The following is a 16,588-nucleotide window of genomic DNA, read 5'->3' on the forward strand; positions in this document are numbered from 1 at the left end:
CTGCGACTGGGGAGGGCTCGCCTCACGGCACAAGCCCGCAGAGCACCGCGAGCCGACGGCTCACGGTGGGCAGAAGACGCTCCTCCGGCACCCCGTGACAGGCGACTTTTGACCACCGTCAGCCGAGGCCGCGCGCAGCAGGGTCCCCCGGTGGGCAGAAAGCGCCTCTCCAGCACCGCGCGAAGGGCGACTTCCGGCCAACGTCAGCCGCAGCGCGCGCAGCAGGCTCAACGGTGGGCAGAAGACGCCCCCCAGCACCCCGCCAGGGGCGACTTCCGACCAACGTCAGTCGCAGCGCGCACCGCAGGCGCCACGGTGGGCAGAAAGCGCCGCTCCAGCACCGCGCGAAAGGCGACTTTCGACCAACGTCAGTCGCAGCGCGCACCGCAGGCGCCACGGTGGGCAGAAAGCGCCCCTCCAGCACCGCGCGAAGGGCGACTTTCGACCAACGTCAGCCGGGCACGAGCGCGAGCGACGAGCGACGGGCCACCAGCGACGAGCGCGCAAGACGGAGGGCCGCCACCCGAGCTGACTCGGGGCGGCGGCCCTCCGGTGAAGCAGACGAGCGCGAGCGCCCGACAGGCCTACTGCAGGTACAGCTGGAGGTCCTGGCTGACGGCCTTCGCGAACATGCGCAGGCGGGCGCGGCTCTCGACGCGCGAGACGGCCTGGCGCGACGAGTGGACGCGCTTTGAGATCTCGTCGAGGGTCATCGGCTGGTCGTCGTCGAGGCCGAAGCGCATGCGGATCACGCGCGCCTCGTCGTCGGGCAGCGTCGCCACGAGGGCGTGCATGTCGCGGTTGAGCAGCGAGTTCTCGGTCGCGGCGGTCGGCGACGGGGTCTCTTCGTCTTCGATGAAGTCGCCCAGCTCGCTGTCCTCCGCGTCGCCGACGACGGTATGGATCGACACCGGCTCGTGCGAACGCGACTTCAGCTCGACCAGGTCGGCGACCTCCATCGCGACCTCGGCGGCGACCTCGTCGACGGTGGGCGCACGGCCCAGGTCGACGGTCAGGTCGCGCTCGGCCCGCGAGATGCGGTTGATGCGCTCGACCGTGTGCACCGGGATACGGATGGCGCGGGCCTTGTCGGCGAGCCCGCGGGCGATGGCCTGGCGGATCCACCACGTGGCGTAGGTCGAGAACTTGTAGCCCTGCGTGTAGTCGAACTTCTCGACGGCGCGCACCAGGCCGAGGTTGCCCTCCTGGATGACGTCCATGAAGGGCAGCCCGCGCTGCGTGTAGCGCTTCGCGATGCTGACGACGAGGCGCAGGTTGGCGGTGATCATGCGGTCCTTCGCACGCTCGCCGTCGTGCTGCAGCCACTTGAGGTCGCGCATCATCTGCGCGTGGGCCTTGGTGCGGTCTTTCTTGACCGCGTCGGCGGCCTGGAGGTCCTTGATCTTCTCGGCGGCGAACAGGCCGACCTCGATGCGGCGGGCGATCTCGGTCTCCTCGGCCGCGTCGAGGAGGGGCATGCGGCCGATGTGGCGGAGGTAGTCGCCGACCTGGTCGGTGGAGGCCCCGCGGACCTGCGAGAGGACCTCGACTTCGGTGTCGTCGGTCGTCTCGGTGCTGCTGCTGCGCGTGGTGACGGTGGTGGTCGTCATCGTTCTCTCCCTGCTTCGAGTGCTGACTGCGTTGCTGTCGAATAAGTTCGTGAAGCTCTTCGGCGTAGTAAAAGTCTCTCGCTCGACCGAATCCCGGCAAAAGCCGGAGGGGACCTTCACAAGCTTTCTCGGAGGGCGCACACAGGGTTTCGAGTCATTCGGGGTACGAGAACACGTCGTCTTTGACGGCGCACCCCCTGCGGGTGTAAGCACCTCGACGCCGCACAACGGGGTACAGCCCCCGGAGTCGGGGCACAGCGATGCCCGTGATCATGGGCATCTCGGGGCGCGAGCGGCACGTCGAGGGGGACGCCGTCCACCGATGCACACATCGGGTACGGCTGCTCTATCTTTTTCAGCCCACCGGGCACCCTCCGTTCGGTTCACGGCTAGGGGGACAACTCCGCTCGTGTCCGCGCGGCGCCCGAGACAGCACGAACGCCCGCCGACGGGGTCGGACGGGCGTTCGGGGAGAAGCCGGGGAGAGGAGCCGAGGAGGCGCTACGACGTGGCCGCGCGGCGATCGCCGTCGAGGCGGTCGCCCCCACGGCGGTCGGCGGCGATGCGCTCGGCCTCGAAGTCGGCTGCAGCGACCTTGGCGCGCTCTTCGGCCTCGATCTTGGAGTACGCGGAGCGCTCCGTCCGGTCGGCGCGGATCAGCGAGCGGACGACGAACCAGAAGATGAGGCCGACGACGATGGTCGGCGTCAACGAGAAGACGAACGCTCCGAGATAGGTTTCAGGCACTCGTCAAGGGTACGTCTCGGGATGTCACTTCACCAGCGGGAACAGGATCGTCTCGCGGATCCCCAGGCCCGTGATCGCCATCAGCAGGCGGTCGATGCCCATGCCCATCCCGCCGCTCGGCGGCATGCCGTGCTCGAGGGCCGTCAGGAAGTCCTCGTCGAGGCGCATGGCCTCGACGTCGCCGCGGGCACCGAGGGCCGCCTGCTCGACGAAGCGCTCGCGCTGCACGACCGGGTCGACGAGCTCGGAGTACGCCGTGGCGAGCTCGAACCCGCGGACGTAGAGATCCCACTTCTCGACCACGCCCGGCTTCGAGCGGTGGCTGCGGACGAGGGGGCTCGTGTCGACCGGGAAGTCCATGACGAAGGTCGGGCGGTCGAGCGACGGCTTGACGAAGTGCTCCCAGAGCTCTTCGACGAGCTTGCCGTGCGTCTCGTGCGGCACGACGAGGTCGACGGTGGCGGCGAGCGCCTGCAGGTCGGCGACCGAGGTGGCGGGGGTGACCTCGACGCCGGCGGCCTCGCTGAGCGACTCGTACATGGGCACGCGGGCCCACTCGCCACCGAGGTCGTACTCGGTGCCGTCGGCGAGGGTGACGAGATGCGTGCCGGCGACGGCGAAGGCGGCGTTCTGCACCATCTCTTGAGTCAGTCGCGCCATCTGCTCGTAGTCGCCGTAGGCCTGGTACGCCTCGACCATGGCGAACTCGGGCGAGTGCGTCGAGTCGGCGCCCTCGTTGCGGAAGTTGCGGTTGATCTCGAAGACGCGGTCGATGCCGCCGACCACCGCCCGCTTGAGGAACAGCTCGGGCGCGATGCGGAGGAACAGCTCGGTGTCGAACGCGTTGCTGTGGGTCTGGAAGGGTCGGGCCGCGGCGCCGCCGTGCATGGTCTGCAGCATGGGCGTCTCGACCTCGAGGTACTCGTGCGAGTCGAAGGTGCGGCGGAGCGACGCGACGGCGGCGGCGCGGGCCCGCACGGTGGCGCGGGCCTGGTCGCGCACGATCAGGTCGAGGTAGCGCTGACGCACGCGGGTCTCTTCGCTGAGCTCGCCGTGCAGGTTGGGCAGCGGCAGGATCGCCTTCGACGCGATGGTCCAGTCGGTGACCATGATCGACAGCTCGCCCCGGCGCGACGAGATGACCTCGCCGGTGACGAAGACGTGGTCGCCCAGGTCGACGAGCTCCTTCCAGTCGGCGAGCGACTGCTCGCCCACCTCGGCCAGCGACACCATCGCCTGGATGCGCGACCCGTCGCCCGCCTGCAGGGCGGCGAAGCAGAGCTTGCCCGTGTTGCGGGCGTGCACGATGCGACCGGCGAGCCCCACGACGTCGCCCGACCGGCTGTCGGTCTCGAGCTCGGCGTGACGGGCGCGGACGGCCGCGATCGTGTCGGAGACGGGCACCCCGACCGGGTAGGCCTCACGACCCGAGTCGAGCAGACGCTGCCGCTTGGCGAGGCGCACCTGCTTCTGCTCGGACGCCTCGCGCGCCTCCTCGCTGACCGCCTGGCCGTCGGCGGCGGCGGCGCCTGCCGCGCCGTCGAGCGCGGTGGTGGAGGTGGGGTCGGGCGAGACGGTCATGTGTCAGCTGCTCCAGCGAAGGGGGAAGAGGATGTGGGAGGCGCGGTGCCGTCAGGCGCGCGGGTCGCCGAACGCGGACGGCCCGTCGTCGAACGAGGCCACGTCGATGGTACCGGGGCCGACCGACCCCTCGGCGATGCCGAGAGCGCGGTCCATCGCCGACCGGACCAGCGGGGCGATGACGCGCCCCGGCTCGGGCATGCCCAGCTCGGCCAGCAGACCGACCGACTGGGTGACGATCGCGGCCGAGAACTCGGTCGCCGTCGCGACGGCCTCGGCGTACCGGGGGCGGTCGGCGTCGGCGACGAGCACGGGCTCGGCGCCCATCTCGACGACGAGCGCCTGCCCGATCGGCTGCACCGGCACGGGCGCCGTGACCGCGCAGTACGCGCCGCGGAGCCGCACGAGGTCGATGGTGGTGCCGGTGAACGTGAGCGCCGGGTGGATCGCGAGCGGGATGACGCCGGCGGCGAGCGCGGGTCTCAGCACCTCGAGTCCGTGCACGGCCGAGGTGTGCACGACGAGCTGCCCGGGCTGCCAGCCGCCCGTCTCGGCGAGCCCCGCGACGAGGTCGGCGAGCTGGTCGTCGGGCACGGCGAGCAGCACGAGCTCGCTGCGTTCGACGACCTCCTGCACGGTCAGCACGGGCACGCCCGGCAGGATCGCCTCGGCGCGGTCGCGGGCCCGCTCGGAGACGGCCGAGATGCCGACCACCGCGTGTCCGGCGGCGGCGAGGGCGGCCCCGAGGATGGGGCCGACGTGCCCGGCTCCGATCACCCCGACCCCGAGCCGTCCGCTGCGCTGGGCGCTCATGCACCGCTCCCGTCGACGGGAGCGGAAGGCCCGGCAGGAGGCGCGGTGCCGGCACCCGCATCGCTCACGACGCTCGACAGCCACCGGTGCGTCCGGTCGGCGCGGGCCGCGCCCACGGCGTCGCGCCCGGCGGCGTGGAAGAACTCGAGCGCGTCGTTCTCGTCGAGCGCCCCGATCTGGGCCGTGATCGGCCCCTGGACGGTGTGCACGCTCACCTCGGCGAGTCGCAGCCGGCGCAGCAGCGGCCCCTGCCGGAGGGCGACGCTCTGGATGCGCGGCAGCGGCACGACGACGAGTCTGCGCCAGACGGCCCCGGTGCGCAGCAGCACCGCGCCGGGCGCCGAGCGGAACCCGTTGCGTCGCCACGAGAACCAGCGCAGCACGGCCGCACGACGCGGCGAGACGGTGAAGCCGCCGTCGTCGCCCTTCGCGGTCAGACCCTGCTCGATGATCGACACGGTGCGGGCGGCGTGCTCGCCCGCGTTCTCGCGGAACCCGCGCGCAGCGCCCACCGGATCGGAGGCGACCGCGTCGGAGGTGGCGACCAGCGCCTCCTCGGTGACGGGCTCCGTCGGGGCGACCAGCGCCTCTTCGGTGTCGGCGTCCGCGGCGGCCACTCCGACGAGCTCGGGCAGCACGAACTCGAGCACCCGACGCACGTCGGCCATGTCGCCCACCGGCAGGATGCTGGTGTTGTTCTGACCGTCGGCGCCGTTCGCACTCGACCGCGAGGCGCGGTTGATCGAGATCTCCCACCAGCCGAACGGCCGCCAGAGCAGCGGCTGACTGACCTTGACCGAGTGGATGCGCCCGGGCGGCAGCGTCTCGTTCGTGGTCGAGAAGAGGCCGTAGCCGATGCGGATGCCGTCGCGGGTCGACGCGATGCTGAAGCGCAGCGACTTCGAGATGCGGTTGACGAAGAACCCGCCCGAGCCGAGCAGAGCCGGCAGCATCGCGAACAGCAGGAAGTACTCGCCGGTCACAGCGACGCTGATCGCCACCGCGACGGCCGCAGCGACGATGAACAGCGTGTAGCCGCTCAGCAGCACCGAGCCGATCAGGCGACCCGGCTCGATGCGGACGACCGAGTCGGGGTCGGCCTCGCGCGGGTCGAGCTCGGGAGCGAGGAACTCGTGCGCGCGCTGCTCGACGACGCCGCCGAGCCCGGTGCGGTGGGCGACCGGCGGGGTGCCGGGGGCTCCTTCGAGAACGGGCGCCGCGCCTCCTCGGTTCGCGGGGTCGTCGCCGGCGAGCGCGGACGTCGTCTCGGGTCGGCGGGCTCCGGAGGCGCGGCGCAGGATCTCGCGTCGGAGGTCGTCGGCCGCGGCCCCCCTCAGGTACGCGAGCACGACGTTGGCGTCGTCGCCCGCCTGGTTGACCTCGAGACGGGCGGCCCCGAAGACGCGCGCCAGCAGCGGGCGCTGGATGTTGATGCCCTGGATCCGGTCGAGCCGCGCCCGACGGTTCGTGCGGAAGACGACGCCGCTGCGGACCTCGACGATCTCTTCGGTGACACGGAACGTGTTCATCCGCCACGAGAGGTAGAACAGGCCGACGAGCGCCGCGATCACCACGACGATGCCGAGCAGCACGAAGCCGATCCAGCCCTGGTCGACCACGTAGCCGAACGGGTCCCCCTCGTCGGAGCCGCCGCGGCGACCGCCGGGCAGGAAGAGCTCGATGGCCCAGTCGCGCGCGTTGTTGACGACGATGCCGAGCAGCACGACGAGCGCGATGCCGCCCTTGAGCACCGGGGTGGCGGGGTGGGTGCGCCGGGCGGCGAGGCGGGGGCGCCGTCGCTCACAGGCCGGCCCGTCGCGACTCGGCGAGACTCACGAGCCGGTCGCGCAGCGCCTCGGCGTCGTCGGCGGGCACCCCGGGGATGGTCACGCCCGACGAGGCCGCGGCCGTGACGAACTTCAGGTCGCTGAGACCGAGCGCCCGTACCACGGGGCCGCGGTTGATGTCGATCAGCTGCATGCGGCCGTAGGGCACCGCGACGAAGCGGACGAACATGACGCCCTTGCGCAGCAGCAGGTCGTCGTCGCGCAGCTGGTAGCGAATCGACCGGACGCGCCGGGGCGTGAAAGCGGCCACCAACGCGAAGATCACGACCACCGCGGCGGTGACGGCGTAGGCCCACCACTGCTCGAGGAGCCACAGGGGCAGGGTGGCGGCCGCCGCGATCAGGCCGGTGACCACCCAGCCGATCAGCTCGGGCCAGACGTACTTGGGCGAGACGCCGGTCCAGGAGCCGGACACGGCGTCGTCGCGGCGGGCGATGTCGTCGTAGGCGCTGTCGAGTCGATCCATGGCGGAGGTTCCTCCGGTCGGCGGTGGCGAGACGGAACACGGCCCTCAGGCCGCTTGCGCCCCCGGCCCGCCGTCGTCGTCGCCCGGTGGCACCGTGCACATGCGCTCGGCGACGACCCCCGCCACGAGGAGGGCGAGACCCCCCACCACGGCGACGATCGTGGGCACGAGCGAGCCTACCGCGACGGTCACGCCGCGCGTCAGCATGAAGACGAGCACCCCCGCGGCGGCCCCGCCGAACAGCGCCCCCGAGAGACTGCTCGCTTTGGCCAGCAGCAGCACCCTCGTCGCGTAGTACGGGTCGATGCGGTCGGTGCTGGTGCCCCGGGCGACGCGGCGCACGGGCACGGCCATGCTGACGACGATGCCGCCGATGGCGAGCAGCACGAGGCCGAGCGGCACCGGGGGCACGAGGGCGGCCATGCCGTTCGCGACCAGGGCGGCGTCGACGACGAAGCCCGCGACGAGGGCCGCGAGGCCGAGTGCGATCAGGGTGCCGGGGCGGGTGTGCTTCACGCGGTGACTCCCTGGTCGTGCCGGTCGTCCGCCGACGGGATGGCCGAGGAGGCGCGGCGCCGGTCGAGCAGCCGCGTCGCCCCGGTCACGGGTCGGGTCCGGTCGGGGAGCCGCGCGATCAGGGCGGCGACCGGTCCGTGGCCGCCGAGCCGCGCCTCCTCGTCGATCTCGAACCAGGGCTCGAGCACGAAGGCGCGCTCGGACGCTCGCGGGTGCGGCAGGGTGAGGCGCTCGGTGTCGAGCTCGAGATCGCCGAAGGCGACGATGTCGAGGTCGAGCGTGCGATCGCCCCAGCGGACCTCGCGGGTGCGACCGTGCTCGGACTCGATGCCGTGCAGCGCGTCGAGCAGCGCCAGGGGGTCGAGGTCGGTGTCGACGAGCGCGACCGCGTTGAGGTACTCGGGCCGCGTCTCGTCGGGGCCGTCGAGCGTCAGCGCCACGGACGACACGGGGGTCGAGGCCGCGACGACGGTGATGCCCGGGGTCGCGTCGAGGGCCCGCACGGCGTCGCCGAGCAGTTCGTCGCGGGCGCCGAGGTTCGAGCCGAGCGCGATGACGGCGCGGGTGGTCGGTGTGCCAGCCGCCCGGTTGGCGGGTGTGCCGGCCGCTCGGGTCGCTGGTGTGCCGACGGCGTGGGTGCTGGGCGCGTGCGGCTCGGCGCTCACGGGCGCTCCCGCACGATGGTGATCGAGACGTCCGAGAACGGAACGGTGATGGGCGCGCTCGGCTTGTGCACGGTGATCTCGGTGCGCACGGCGGCGGGGAACGCGAGGACCACGCCGGCCAGACGCTCGGCCAGGGTCTCGATCAGGTCGACCGGGTCGCTCTCGACGGCGGCGACGAGCTGCTCGGCGAGCACGCCGTAGTGCACGGTCGCCTCGAGGTCGTCGCCGGTGGCCGCCGCCCGGGTGTCGAGGTGCACGACGGCGTCGACGACGAACTCCTGACCGTCGCGGCGCTCGTGGTCGAAGACCCCGTGGTGCCCGGTGGCGCGCACGCCGCTCAAGCGGAGCACGTCGAGGCCGACGGCGGCCGTCGCAGCGGGGGCCGCCGCGGCGGGGCTCGTCTCGGCGGCGGGGCTCGTCTCGGCGGCGGTCATGCGTGCCTCGCCGATCGGGTCGACTTCGCGGCGCCCGCCGAGCGGCCCCCCTGCTGCCAGGCCTGCCAGACGTCGAGCGCCGCCCGGGTCGCGGCGACGTCGTGCACGCGCACCGCCCAGACGCCCTCGAGGGCGGCCAGCACGCTGACGACCGCCGTGGCCTGGTCGCGGGCCTCGATCGGAGCGCCTTCGGGCAGCAGCTCGCCGAGGAACCTCTTGCGCGAGGCCCCGACCATCAGCGGCAGCCCGAGACGGCCGAGCCCCCGCAGACCGGCGAGCACCTGCCAGTTCTGAGCGGCGTCCTTCGAGAAGCCGAGACCGGGGTCGAGCACGAGACGGGAGGGGTCGATCCCCTGGGCGACGAGGTCGGCGACGCGCTGCTGCAGCTCGTCGTGCACGTCGGTCACGACGTCGCGGTAGTCGGGCCGGTCGGAGCCGTCGAGCGGCCCGCGCCAGTGCATGGCCACGAAGGTGCTGCCGGTGTCGGCGACGGCCTGCGCCATGAAGCGGTCGGCGAGACCGCCCGAGACGTCGTTGACGATGTCGGCTCCGGCCTCGACGGCCGCGTAGGCCGTGGCGGCGTTCATGGTGTCGATGCTCACCCGGACGCCTTCGGACGCCAGCTGCCGGATGACGGGCAGCACGCGCCGCTGCTCGTCGATCGGGGCGACCCGGGCGCTGCCGGGTCTCGTCGATTCGCCGCCGACGTCGATCACGTCGGCCCCGGCCTCGACGAGCGCTCTCGCGTGCCGCAGGGCGTCGTCGACCTCGACGTAGCGACCGCCGTCGCTGAACGAGTCGGGCGTGACGTTCACGATGCCGACCACGAGCGGTCCGTCGCGTGGCGGGCGCGGTGCCGGCGTGGCAGGAGGCGCGGCCGACGTCGCGGCAGCCGTCTCAGCAGACGTCGCGGCCGGCTGCACGATGTCCATCACGAGGGTCGCGGCGTCCGGCTCGACGCCGGGCGAGCTGCTCGCCGGGGGTCGCCGCAGCTCGTCGGCACCGCGGACGGGCGGCACCACGGGACTCGGCGCGGCGTGCGAGCCGACCCGGGTCCGGGTCGAGGCCTCGTCGCGGTCGTCGAGCGGCCCGTCGAAGCGTCCGCCGGCGATGAGGCGGCGTCCGGAGGCGCGGGTCGGCAGGGCGGGCTCGCTCACCGTGCTCGGACCGCCGGGGGTGCCGGTCGCGGCGGACGGGCTCGCGGAGCCGGGTGTCACGGTGCTCGGGCCGCCGGGGGTGCGGGTCGCGGGCGTCTGCGTGACCGGGGGCAGCTGGGCCGGGGGTCGGACCGCGGCCCGCTCACCGAGCGAGAGGACGAGGCGACGTTCGCTGCCGGCAGCCGGCGCGCTGGCCGGCGGTGCGTCGAGCACGACCGGGTCGGGGTAGCGCGCCCTCCCCCGCGGACGCTTCCAGACACGTCCGGCCGACGACTCGTCGGATGCCCGGTGTGCTCCACTCGGTGAGTCGGTCACGGGGAGGCGCCTCCGATCGGGGCCAGGGGTCGAACAGGGTCGGGCTCCAGGGTAGCGACCGCACCGGCGGCGTCGAGCCGGTGCGGTCGCTCCGCTCGACGGTTACGCCGTGGCGATGCCGGGCGTCGTGCGCGGCGGGCGCTGACGGCTCGACGAGCTGTCGGCCTCGGGCTCGGAGCCGACGCCGCCGTCGACCGCGGCCGCGTCGACCGGCGCCTTGGTGGGCATCGGGATCGCGGGTCGGTCGGAGACGGGCCGCTTGTCGCTCGAGAGCCACTGCGGGCGCTCGGGCAGCTTGCGGACGTCCTTGAAGATCTCGGCGAGCTCGTCGTGGTCGAGGGTCTCCTTCTCGAGCAGCACGGCGGCCAGCTCGTCGAGCACGTCGCGGTTGTCGTTGATGACCTGCCACGCCTCATCGTGCGCCTGCTCGAGCAGCACGCGGACCTCGGCGTCGACCGTCTCGGCGATGTTCTCCGAGTAGTCGCGCTGACCCATGTCGCGGCCCATGAACTGCTCGCCCGAGCCCTGGCCGAGCTTGACCGATCCGACCTTGTTGCTCATGCCGTACTCGGTGACCATCTTGCGGGCCGTGCCGGTCGCCTTCTCGATGTCGTTCGACGCACCGGTGGTCGGGTCGTGGAACACGATCTCTTCGGCGACGCGACCGCCCATGGCGTAGGTGAGCTGGTCGAGCAGCTCGTTGCGGGTGACCGAGTACTTGTCTTCGAGGGGCAGCACCATCGTGTAGCCGAGGGCACGACCACGCGGCAGGATCGTCACCTTCGTGACCGGGTCGGTGTGACGCATCGCGGCGGCGGCGAGGGCGTGACCGCCCTCGTGGTACGCGGTGATGAGCTTCTCGTGGTCGTTCATGATGCGGCTGCGGCGCTGCGGACCGGCCATCACGCGGTCGACGGCCTCGTCGAGGGCGCGGTTGTCGATCAGCTGCGCGTTGGAGCGCGCCGTCAGCAGTGCGGCCTCGTTCAGAACGTTGGCCAGGTCGGCACCCGTGAAGCCGGGCGTCTTGCGGGCCAGCACCTCGAGGTTGACCGACGCGGCGAGGGGCTTGCCCTTGCCGTGCACCTCGAGGATCTGCTTGCGGCCGTCGAGACCGGGGGCGTCGACGCCGATCTGGCGGTCGAAGCGACCGGGACGCAGCAGGGCGGGGTCGAGCACGTCGGGCCGGTTCGTGGCCGCGATGAGGATGACGTTGGTCTTGACGTCGAAGCCGTCCATCTCGACGAGCAGCTGGTTGAGCGTCTGCTCGCGCTCGTCGTTGCCGCCGCCGACGCCGGCGCCGCGGTGACGACCGACGGCGTCGATCTCGTCGACGAAGATGATGGCGGGCGAGTTCTGCTTGGCCTGCTCGAACAGGTCGCGGACGCGGCTGGCGCCGACTCCGACGAACATCTCGACGAAGTCCGAGCCGGAGATCGAGAAGAACGGCACCCCGGCCTCGCCGGCGACGGCGCGGGCGAGCAGGGTCTTACCGGTGCCGGGAGGGCCGTAGAGCAGCACGCCCTTCGGGATGCGCGCCCCGACGGCCTGGAACTTCGCGGGCTCCTTCAGGAACTCCTTGATCTCCTCCAGCTCCTCGATGGCCTCGTCGGCGCCGGCGACGTCGGTGAACATGACCTGCGGGGTCTCTTTCGAGTTCAGCTTCGCCTTCGACTTGCCGAACTGCATGACCTTGCTGCCGCCTCCCTGCATGGACGACAGGAGGAACCAGAAGATCACGCCGATGATCAGGAAGGGCAGCAGGATGCCGAGCAGCGACACGAGCCAGTTGCTCTGCGTGACGGTGTCGTCGAAGTTCTCGAGGTCGGCGTCGGTGATGGCCGTGACGACCTCTTCACCACGCGGCGTCGCGTAGTAGAACTGCTCCTGCTTGTCGCCGTCTTTCAAGACGAGGTCGACGCGCTGCTCGTTGCTGAAGATCGTGGCCGACTTGACGTCGCCGGCGCTGATCGAGGCGAGGCCCTTCTGGGTCGACACCTGCGTCGTGCTCCCGGAGCTGATGACGCTCCACCCGATGCCGATGCCGATCACGGCGATCACGATGTAGATGATCGGGCCGCGGAAGAGTTTCTTGAAGTCCATGTCAGTACGGGCGGAGCCCGACGCCTTTCTGCAGGGAGAAGATGAGCAGAAGGTTACATCGAGCGCCCTATGCGCCTCATGGGTGTTCGCCGTGGGCCTAATGCGCGCCCCGGCCCCTGCCCGCCGGCCCGACCCGCGCCTCCCGCGAGGGCCTAGCTGTAGACGTGCGGCGCGAGCACGCCGACACCGCGCAGGTTGCGGTACCGCTCGTCGAAGTCGAGGCCGTAGCCGACCACGAAGTCGTTGGGGATCTCGAACCCGACGTACTTGACGTCGACGTCGACCTTCGCCGCCTCGGGCTTGCGCAGCAGGGCGAAGATCTCGACCGACGCGGCGCCGCGGGTGCGCAGGTTCTCGAGCAGCCACGACAGGGTCAGCCCGGAGTCGATGATGTCCTCGACGATGATGACGTCGCGACCGAGCAGATCGGTGTCCAGGTCTTTCAGGATGCGCACGACACCCGACGACTTCGTACCCGAGCCATACGACGAGACGGCCATCCAGTCCATCGCGGCGCTCATCTTGAGCTCGCGCGAGAAGTCGGCCATCACCATGACGGCGCCCTTCAGCACCCCGACCAGCAGCGGGTCGCGCCCGGCGTAGTCGGCCTCGACCCGGCGGGCGATCTCGGCGATCTTCGCGTGGATCTGCTCTTCCGTGTAGAGGACGGAGGTGAGGTCGCTCTCGATGTCGCTGAGTTCCATGGCGGGCTGTCGCTCCAGAGGTGAGGTGTGAGGGGGTGGTGGCGGGGATCTCAGGAGGCGCCGGTCGCGGCGAAGTGCAGCGCGCCTCCGGTGCGTATCACTGTAATGCCCGGCAACGACACGGGGCCCTGCCCGTGCCAGTCGGTCACGAGCCGGGCGACCTCGAGGGTCTGCGCGCGACTGAGCGTGACGGCGAACTCGCTCGCGACGGCCAGTCGGATGAGCCGCTGCCGCAGCGCCGCGGGGTTCGCCGCCAACGACCGGACGTCGAGCGAGATGCCGGCCTCGGCGTGGTCCGCCACCTCTTCGGCCTGCTCGAGCGCGAAGTGGTCGAGCGCGTCGTTGTCCTCCCGCAGCTGGGCGGCCGTGCGGACGAGCGCCTCGGCGACCCCGGGCCCCAGCTCGCGCTCGAGCACCGGCAGCACGGACCGCCGCACCCGCACGCGGGCGTAGGCGGGGTCGTCGTTGTGCGGGTCGTCCCACGGATCGAGCCCGAGATCGGCGCAGGAGGCGCGGGTCGTCTCCCGACGCACCCCCAGCAGCGGTCGGCGCCACCGCCCCGTGACGGGCTCCATGCCCTGGAGGCTCACCGGGCCGCTCCCCCGCGCCAGCCCGAGCAGCACGGTCTCGGCCTGATCGTCGAGCGTGTGGCCGAGCAGCACGGCGACCGCACCGGTCTCGGTGGCGACCCGGTCGAGCGACCGGTAACGCGCCTCCCTGGCCGCCGCCTCGGGCCCGCCATCGGCACCGACCTCGACCCGGCGGATCTCGACGGGGGCGAGCCCGAGCGCGATCGCAGCCGAGGAGGCGCGGGTGGCGACCTCGGCGGAGCCCGCCTGCAGCGCATGGTCGACGACGACGGCCCCGGCGCGGAGACCGGCCCGGGGAGCCTCGAAGGCGGTCGCGGCGGCGAGCGCGAGCGAGTCGGCTCCGCCGCTGAGAGCGACGAGCACGAGGGAGTCGGCGGGCAGCCCCTCGAGCGAGGCGCGGACGGCCCGGCGGACGTCGGCCATGGCCGGGGTCAGGCGCGGACGGGTCGGACGGTGCTCGGCGGGCATCTTGTAACGTTAGCGAAGCCGTCGACCGGCCCGGTCGGCACGCCCCCCGAACTGAACCAGGAGCACCCATGGCCGCGTACGACGCCGTGATCGAGATCCCCAAGGGAAGCCGCAACAAGTACGAGGTCGACCACGAGACCGGTCGCGTCTACCTCGACCGCGTGCTCTTCACGGGCTTCGTCTACCCGACCGACTACGGGTTCTTCGAGAACACCCTCGGGCTCGACGGCGACCCCGTCGACGTGCTGGTGCTGCTCGACTACCCGCTGTTCCCGGGCGTGGGCGTGAAGGTCCGCCCCGTGGGCGTGTTCAACATGACCGACGACGGCGGCAGCGACGCCAAGGTCATCGCGGTGCCCGCGAAGGACCCGCGCTGGGAGCACATCCAGGACGTCTCGGACGTCCCCGAGTACCTCCGCAAGGAGATCGAGCACTTCTTCGAGCACTACAAGGACCTCGAGCCCGGCAAGTGGGTCAAGACCGAGGGCTGGGGCGACGCCGCCGAGGCCGAGGCCATCGTCGAGGCCGGCATCAAGAAGCTGGCCGACGAGGGTCACTGACCTCCGCCCGCAGCACGCAGAAGGGGCCCCGCGCGATCACGCGCGGGGCCCCTTCTCTTTCGTCTCCCCGCTACAGCGTGATGCCGCGCTGCGCCATGAAGGCGACCGGGTTGGCGGCCGTGCCGTTGATGCGGGTCTCGAAGTGCAGGTGGCAGCCCGTCGAGTTGCCGGTCGAGCCGACGTGCCCGATCTGCTGGCCGAGCGCGACCCGCTGGCCGACGCCGACCATGATGCCGCCGTCGGGCTGGTGTCCGTAGGCCGTCGTGATGCCGTTGCCGTGGTCGATCAGCACGTAGTTGCCGTAGCCGCCGTACCAGCCGGCGTAGACGACGGTGCCGGCCGTGGCGGCGAAGATCGGGGTGTTGCAGGCGGCGGCCAGGTCGGTGCCCGCGTGCAGGATGTAGGCGCCGGTGACCGGGTTCACGCGCATGCCGAAGCCGCTCACGACGTTCCCACCCGACGGCCGCGTCCAGCCGAAGCTCGACGTGACGCCCACCGGGGTGCCCGAGGTCGGGCTGCCGAGACGGGCGGCGCGGGCCGCAGCCTCGGCCTCCTTCTTCTTGCGCTCGGCCTCGCCCTTCTCGAACTGGGCCTGTGTGGTGTCCGCGTTCGTCTTGAGCGAGACGAGCTGCGCCTGGAGGCGGGCGCCGTTCTCCTGCTGCTCGGCGAGCGAGTCGGCGGCGGCCCGGGCCGCCTCGTTGGCGACCTCGAGCGCGGCCTGCGCCTTCGCGGCCAACTCGCCCAGCGCCTCCTCGGCCACTGCGGCCTGGTCGGTCAGCGACTGCGCCGTGTTGCGATCCTGTGTGGCCTGCGAGTAGATGCCGTCGGCCTGCTCGGTCAGCTTGGTCATCGCGCCGAGCTTGTAGAGCAGCTCGCCCGCGTCGCCCGGGTCGGCGATCAGGGTGCCGGTCATGTCGTTGCCGTTGCCGCCCGAGCGGCCGAGCTGCGCGGCGAGCTGCCCCGCGCGCTCCTCGCTGGCGGCGGCCACGGTCGCCGCCGAGTCGGCCTGATCGCGCAGCTGCTGCGTCTTGAACTGCGCTTCGTCGAAGGCGGTCTGCGCCTTCTGCAGGATGTCGCCCTTCTTCTTCGCGTCGGCGTTCTTCCGGTCGAGGTCCTTCGTCATCTGGTCGAGGATCTCCTCGAGCCGCTTGATCTCGGCGACCTTCGCGGCCTCGTCGCCGCGCGCCTTCTCCACGTCCGACCACGACGGGTAGCTCGCCGCCTGAGCGGAGTCGACGGGACCGCCCGTCACGCCGACGCCCACGCCCGCGACCAGAGCGAGGGCGACGACCACGGCGGTCGCCCGACGACGGCGACGGGTCGAGGCAGCGGGGCGCGACGCACCGGAGCGGCCGAGGAGGCGGAAGAGACTCATGCAGGATCGATTCGTTCGAGAACGGGGTGACGCCGCCTGCGGCCCCTCAGACCTTCAAGCGCAGGTCGAAACTAACGGCGCCCGACCCGTCCGGGGGGTGACACGCCGGAGCGACGTCGCGGTCGGTGATGGCAGCCGCCGGCCGCGCACGGGCGATCACCGACCACGTTTTGCATTAACGCCGCCTGGTCCGTATGCTCGTCTCTCGGTTGCTCTGTGCTCTTCGGAACACACGGCCCCATCGTTTAGTGGCCTAGGACACCGCCCTTTCACGGCGGCAGCACGGGTTCGAATCCCGTTGGGGTCACTGGTTCGGCAACGATCCAGAGTCCGGTTAGTATAAGTAGCAATTGTTTGGCCCTGTAGCGCAGTTGGTTAGCGCGCCGCCCTGTCACGGCGGAGGTCGCCGGTTCAAGTCCGGTCAGGGTCGCCAAGGCGAGTTTCTCGTCTGGAGGGCCAGTCCCTCCCGGTGGGCCAGAGAGTCGAAGCATCTGTTCGATCAGGCCCCCACGGCTGGGTAGCTCAGTTGGTAGAGCGTTCGACTGAAAATCGAAAGGTCCACGGATCGATGCCGTGTCCAGCCACTCAAGGTCCCGTCTCGGCGGGGCCTGTCGTCTTTAAGCCGGGGTTCGGGTCGCTG

At 71.6% G+C, this 16,588-nt stretch carries 15 protein-coding genes and 3 tRNA genes; 4 read left to right on the forward strand and 14 right to left on the reverse strand.

The window, feature by feature from the left end:
- Positions 1-584: 584 nt before the first annotated feature.
- The 13 genes from ACZ6JE_RS06100 to tilS form a co-directional block, all read right to left on the reverse strand.
- Positions 585-1,610, reverse strand: coding sequence for a sigma-70 family RNA polymerase sigma factor (locus ACZ6JE_RS06100; RefSeq protein ID WP_192061739.1), 1,026 nt, complete (start codon positions 1,608-1,610; stop codon positions 585-587).
- A gap of 501 nt (positions 1,611-2,111) precedes the next feature.
- The gene (locus ACZ6JE_RS06105) at positions 2,112-2,357 is read right to left on the reverse strand and encodes a hypothetical protein (protein WP_192061782.1); all 246 of its coding nucleotides are present in this window, start codon (positions 2,355-2,357) and stop codon (positions 2,112-2,114) included.
- A 24-nt stretch (positions 2,358-2,381) separates the two neighbouring features.
- The gene (lysS, locus tag ACZ6JE_RS06110) at positions 2,382-3,938 is read right to left on the reverse strand and encodes a lysine--tRNA ligase (protein ID WP_464318461.1); all 1,557 of its coding nucleotides are present in this window, start codon (positions 3,936-3,938) and stop codon (positions 2,382-2,384) included.
- Between the two features lie 51 nt (positions 3,939-3,989).
- A complete protein-coding gene (locus ACZ6JE_RS06115; protein ID WP_320477692.1) occupies positions 3,990-4,751 on the reverse strand; it encodes a Rossmann-like and DUF2520 domain-containing protein in 762 nt (253 codons plus the stop codon).
- Positions 4,748-6,502, reverse strand: a complete 1,755-nt coding sequence (locus tag ACZ6JE_RS06120; protein ID WP_464318462.1) for a PH domain-containing protein — start codon at positions 6,500-6,502, stop codon at positions 4,748-4,750. The genes ACZ6JE_RS06115 and ACZ6JE_RS06120 overlap by 4 nt, the downstream gene beginning before the upstream one ends.
- 49 nt (positions 6,503-6,551) lie before the next feature.
- A complete protein-coding gene (locus tag ACZ6JE_RS06125) occupies positions 6,552-7,064 on the reverse strand; it encodes a PH domain-containing protein (protein WP_243215836.1) in 513 nt (170 codons plus the stop codon).
- Between the two features lie 45 nt (positions 7,065-7,109).
- On the reverse strand, positions 7,110-7,580 hold the full coding sequence (locus ACZ6JE_RS06130; RefSeq protein WP_320479131.1) for a DUF3180 family protein: 471 nt from the start codon (positions 7,578-7,580) through the stop codon (positions 7,110-7,112).
- Positions 7,577-8,245 (reverse strand): 2-amino-4-hydroxy-6-hydroxymethyldihydropteridine diphosphokinase, encoded by a 669-nt coding sequence (gene folK, locus ACZ6JE_RS06135; protein WP_464318463.1) that lies wholly within the window; start codon positions 8,243-8,245, stop codon positions 7,577-7,579. Before folK ends, ACZ6JE_RS06130 begins: the two co-directional genes overlap by 4 nt.
- Positions 8,242-8,679, reverse strand: a complete 438-nt coding sequence (gene folB / locus ACZ6JE_RS06140) for a dihydroneopterin aldolase (RefSeq protein WP_464318464.1) — start codon at positions 8,677-8,679, stop codon at positions 8,242-8,244. Before folB ends, folK begins: the two co-directional genes overlap by 4 nt.
- Complete coding sequence (folP, locus tag ACZ6JE_RS06145; protein WP_464318465.1) at positions 8,676-10,151, reverse strand: dihydropteroate synthase; 1,476 nt, start codon at positions 10,149-10,151, stop codon at positions 8,676-8,678. The genes folB and folP overlap by 4 nt, the downstream gene beginning before the upstream one ends.
- Before the next feature lie 102 nt (positions 10,152-10,253).
- Positions 10,254-12,251, reverse strand: coding sequence for an ATP-dependent zinc metalloprotease FtsH (ftsH, locus tag ACZ6JE_RS06150; RefSeq protein WP_243215841.1), 1,998 nt, complete (start codon positions 12,249-12,251; stop codon positions 10,254-10,256).
- A 152-nt stretch (positions 12,252-12,403) separates the two neighbouring features.
- Positions 12,404-12,955: a hypoxanthine phosphoribosyltransferase gene (gene hpt / locus ACZ6JE_RS06155; RefSeq protein WP_192061730.1), complete on the reverse strand. Its 552-nt coding sequence runs from the start codon at positions 12,953-12,955 to the stop codon at positions 12,404-12,406.
- Positions 12,956-13,005: 50 nt separating this feature from the next.
- A complete protein-coding gene (gene tilS, locus ACZ6JE_RS06160; protein ID WP_464318466.1) occupies positions 13,006-14,013 on the reverse strand; it encodes a tRNA lysidine(34) synthetase TilS in 1,008 nt (335 codons plus the stop codon).
- A gap of 68 nt (positions 14,014-14,081) precedes the next feature.
- Between tilS and ppa the strand changes: the two genes are divergently transcribed.
- The gene (gene ppa, locus ACZ6JE_RS06165) at positions 14,082-14,573 is read left to right on the forward strand and encodes an inorganic diphosphatase (protein WP_146854258.1); all 492 of its coding nucleotides are present in this window, start codon (positions 14,082-14,084) and stop codon (positions 14,571-14,573) included.
- 70 nt (positions 14,574-14,643) lie between these two features.
- Here ppa and ACZ6JE_RS06170 read toward each other — a convergent pair whose 3' ends face one another.
- Positions 14,644-15,948 (reverse strand): peptidoglycan DD-metalloendopeptidase family protein, encoded by a 1,305-nt coding sequence (locus tag ACZ6JE_RS06170; protein WP_464318467.1) that lies wholly within the window; start codon positions 15,946-15,948, stop codon positions 14,644-14,646.
- Positions 15,949-16,182: 234 nt separating this feature from the next.
- Between ACZ6JE_RS06170 and ACZ6JE_RS06175 the strand changes: the two genes are divergently transcribed.
- From ACZ6JE_RS06175 to ACZ6JE_RS06185, 3 genes are all read left to right on the forward strand, one after another.
- Positions 16,183-16,255: transfer RNA gene (locus ACZ6JE_RS06175), tRNA-Glu, on the forward strand.
- Between the two features lie 49 nt (positions 16,256-16,304).
- Positions 16,305-16,381 (forward strand) — tRNA-Asp (locus ACZ6JE_RS06180).
- A gap of 78 nt (positions 16,382-16,459) precedes the next feature.
- Positions 16,460-16,532 (forward strand) — tRNA-Phe (locus ACZ6JE_RS06185).
- The last annotated feature ends 56 nt before the right edge of the window (positions 16,533-16,588 follow it).

The organism is Frigoribacterium sp. AC759 (genome assembly GCF_979256015.1).

Coding starts and splice junctions, on each gene's coding strand:
- ppa (WP_146854258.1), top strand. CDS start 14,082: ATGGCCGCGTACGACGCCGTGATCGAGATCCCCAAGGGAAGCCGCAAC.
- ACZ6JE_RS06100 (WP_192061739.1), bottom strand. CDS start 1,610: ATGACGACCACCACCGTCACCACGCGCAGCAGCAGCACCGAGACGACC.
- hpt (WP_192061730.1), bottom strand. CDS start 12,955: ATGGAACTCAGCGACATCGAGAGCGACCTCACCTCCGTCCTCTACACG.
- tilS (WP_464318466.1), bottom strand. CDS start 14,013: ATGCCCGCCGAGCACCGTCCGACCCGTCCGCGCCTGACCCCGGCCATG.
- ACZ6JE_RS06125 (WP_243215836.1), bottom strand. CDS start 7,064: ATGGATCGACTCGACAGCGCCTACGACGACATCGCCCGCCGCGACGAC.
- ACZ6JE_RS06115 (WP_320477692.1), bottom strand. CDS start 4,751: ATGAGCGCCCAGCGCAGCGGACGGCTCGGGGTCGGGGTGATCGGAGCC.
- lysS (WP_464318461.1), bottom strand. CDS start 3,938: ATGACCGTCTCGCCCGACCCCACCTCCACCACCGCGCTCGACGGCGCG.
- ACZ6JE_RS06170 (WP_464318467.1), bottom strand. CDS start 15,948: ATGAGTCTCTTCCGCCTCCTCGGCCGCTCCGGTGCGTCGCGCCCCGCT.
- folB (WP_464318464.1), bottom strand. CDS start 8,679: ATGACCGCCGCCGAGACGAGCCCCGCCGCCGAGACGAGCCCCGCCGCG.
- ftsH (WP_243215841.1), bottom strand. CDS start 12,251: ATGGACTTCAAGAAACTCTTCCGCGGCCCGATCATCTACATCGTGATC.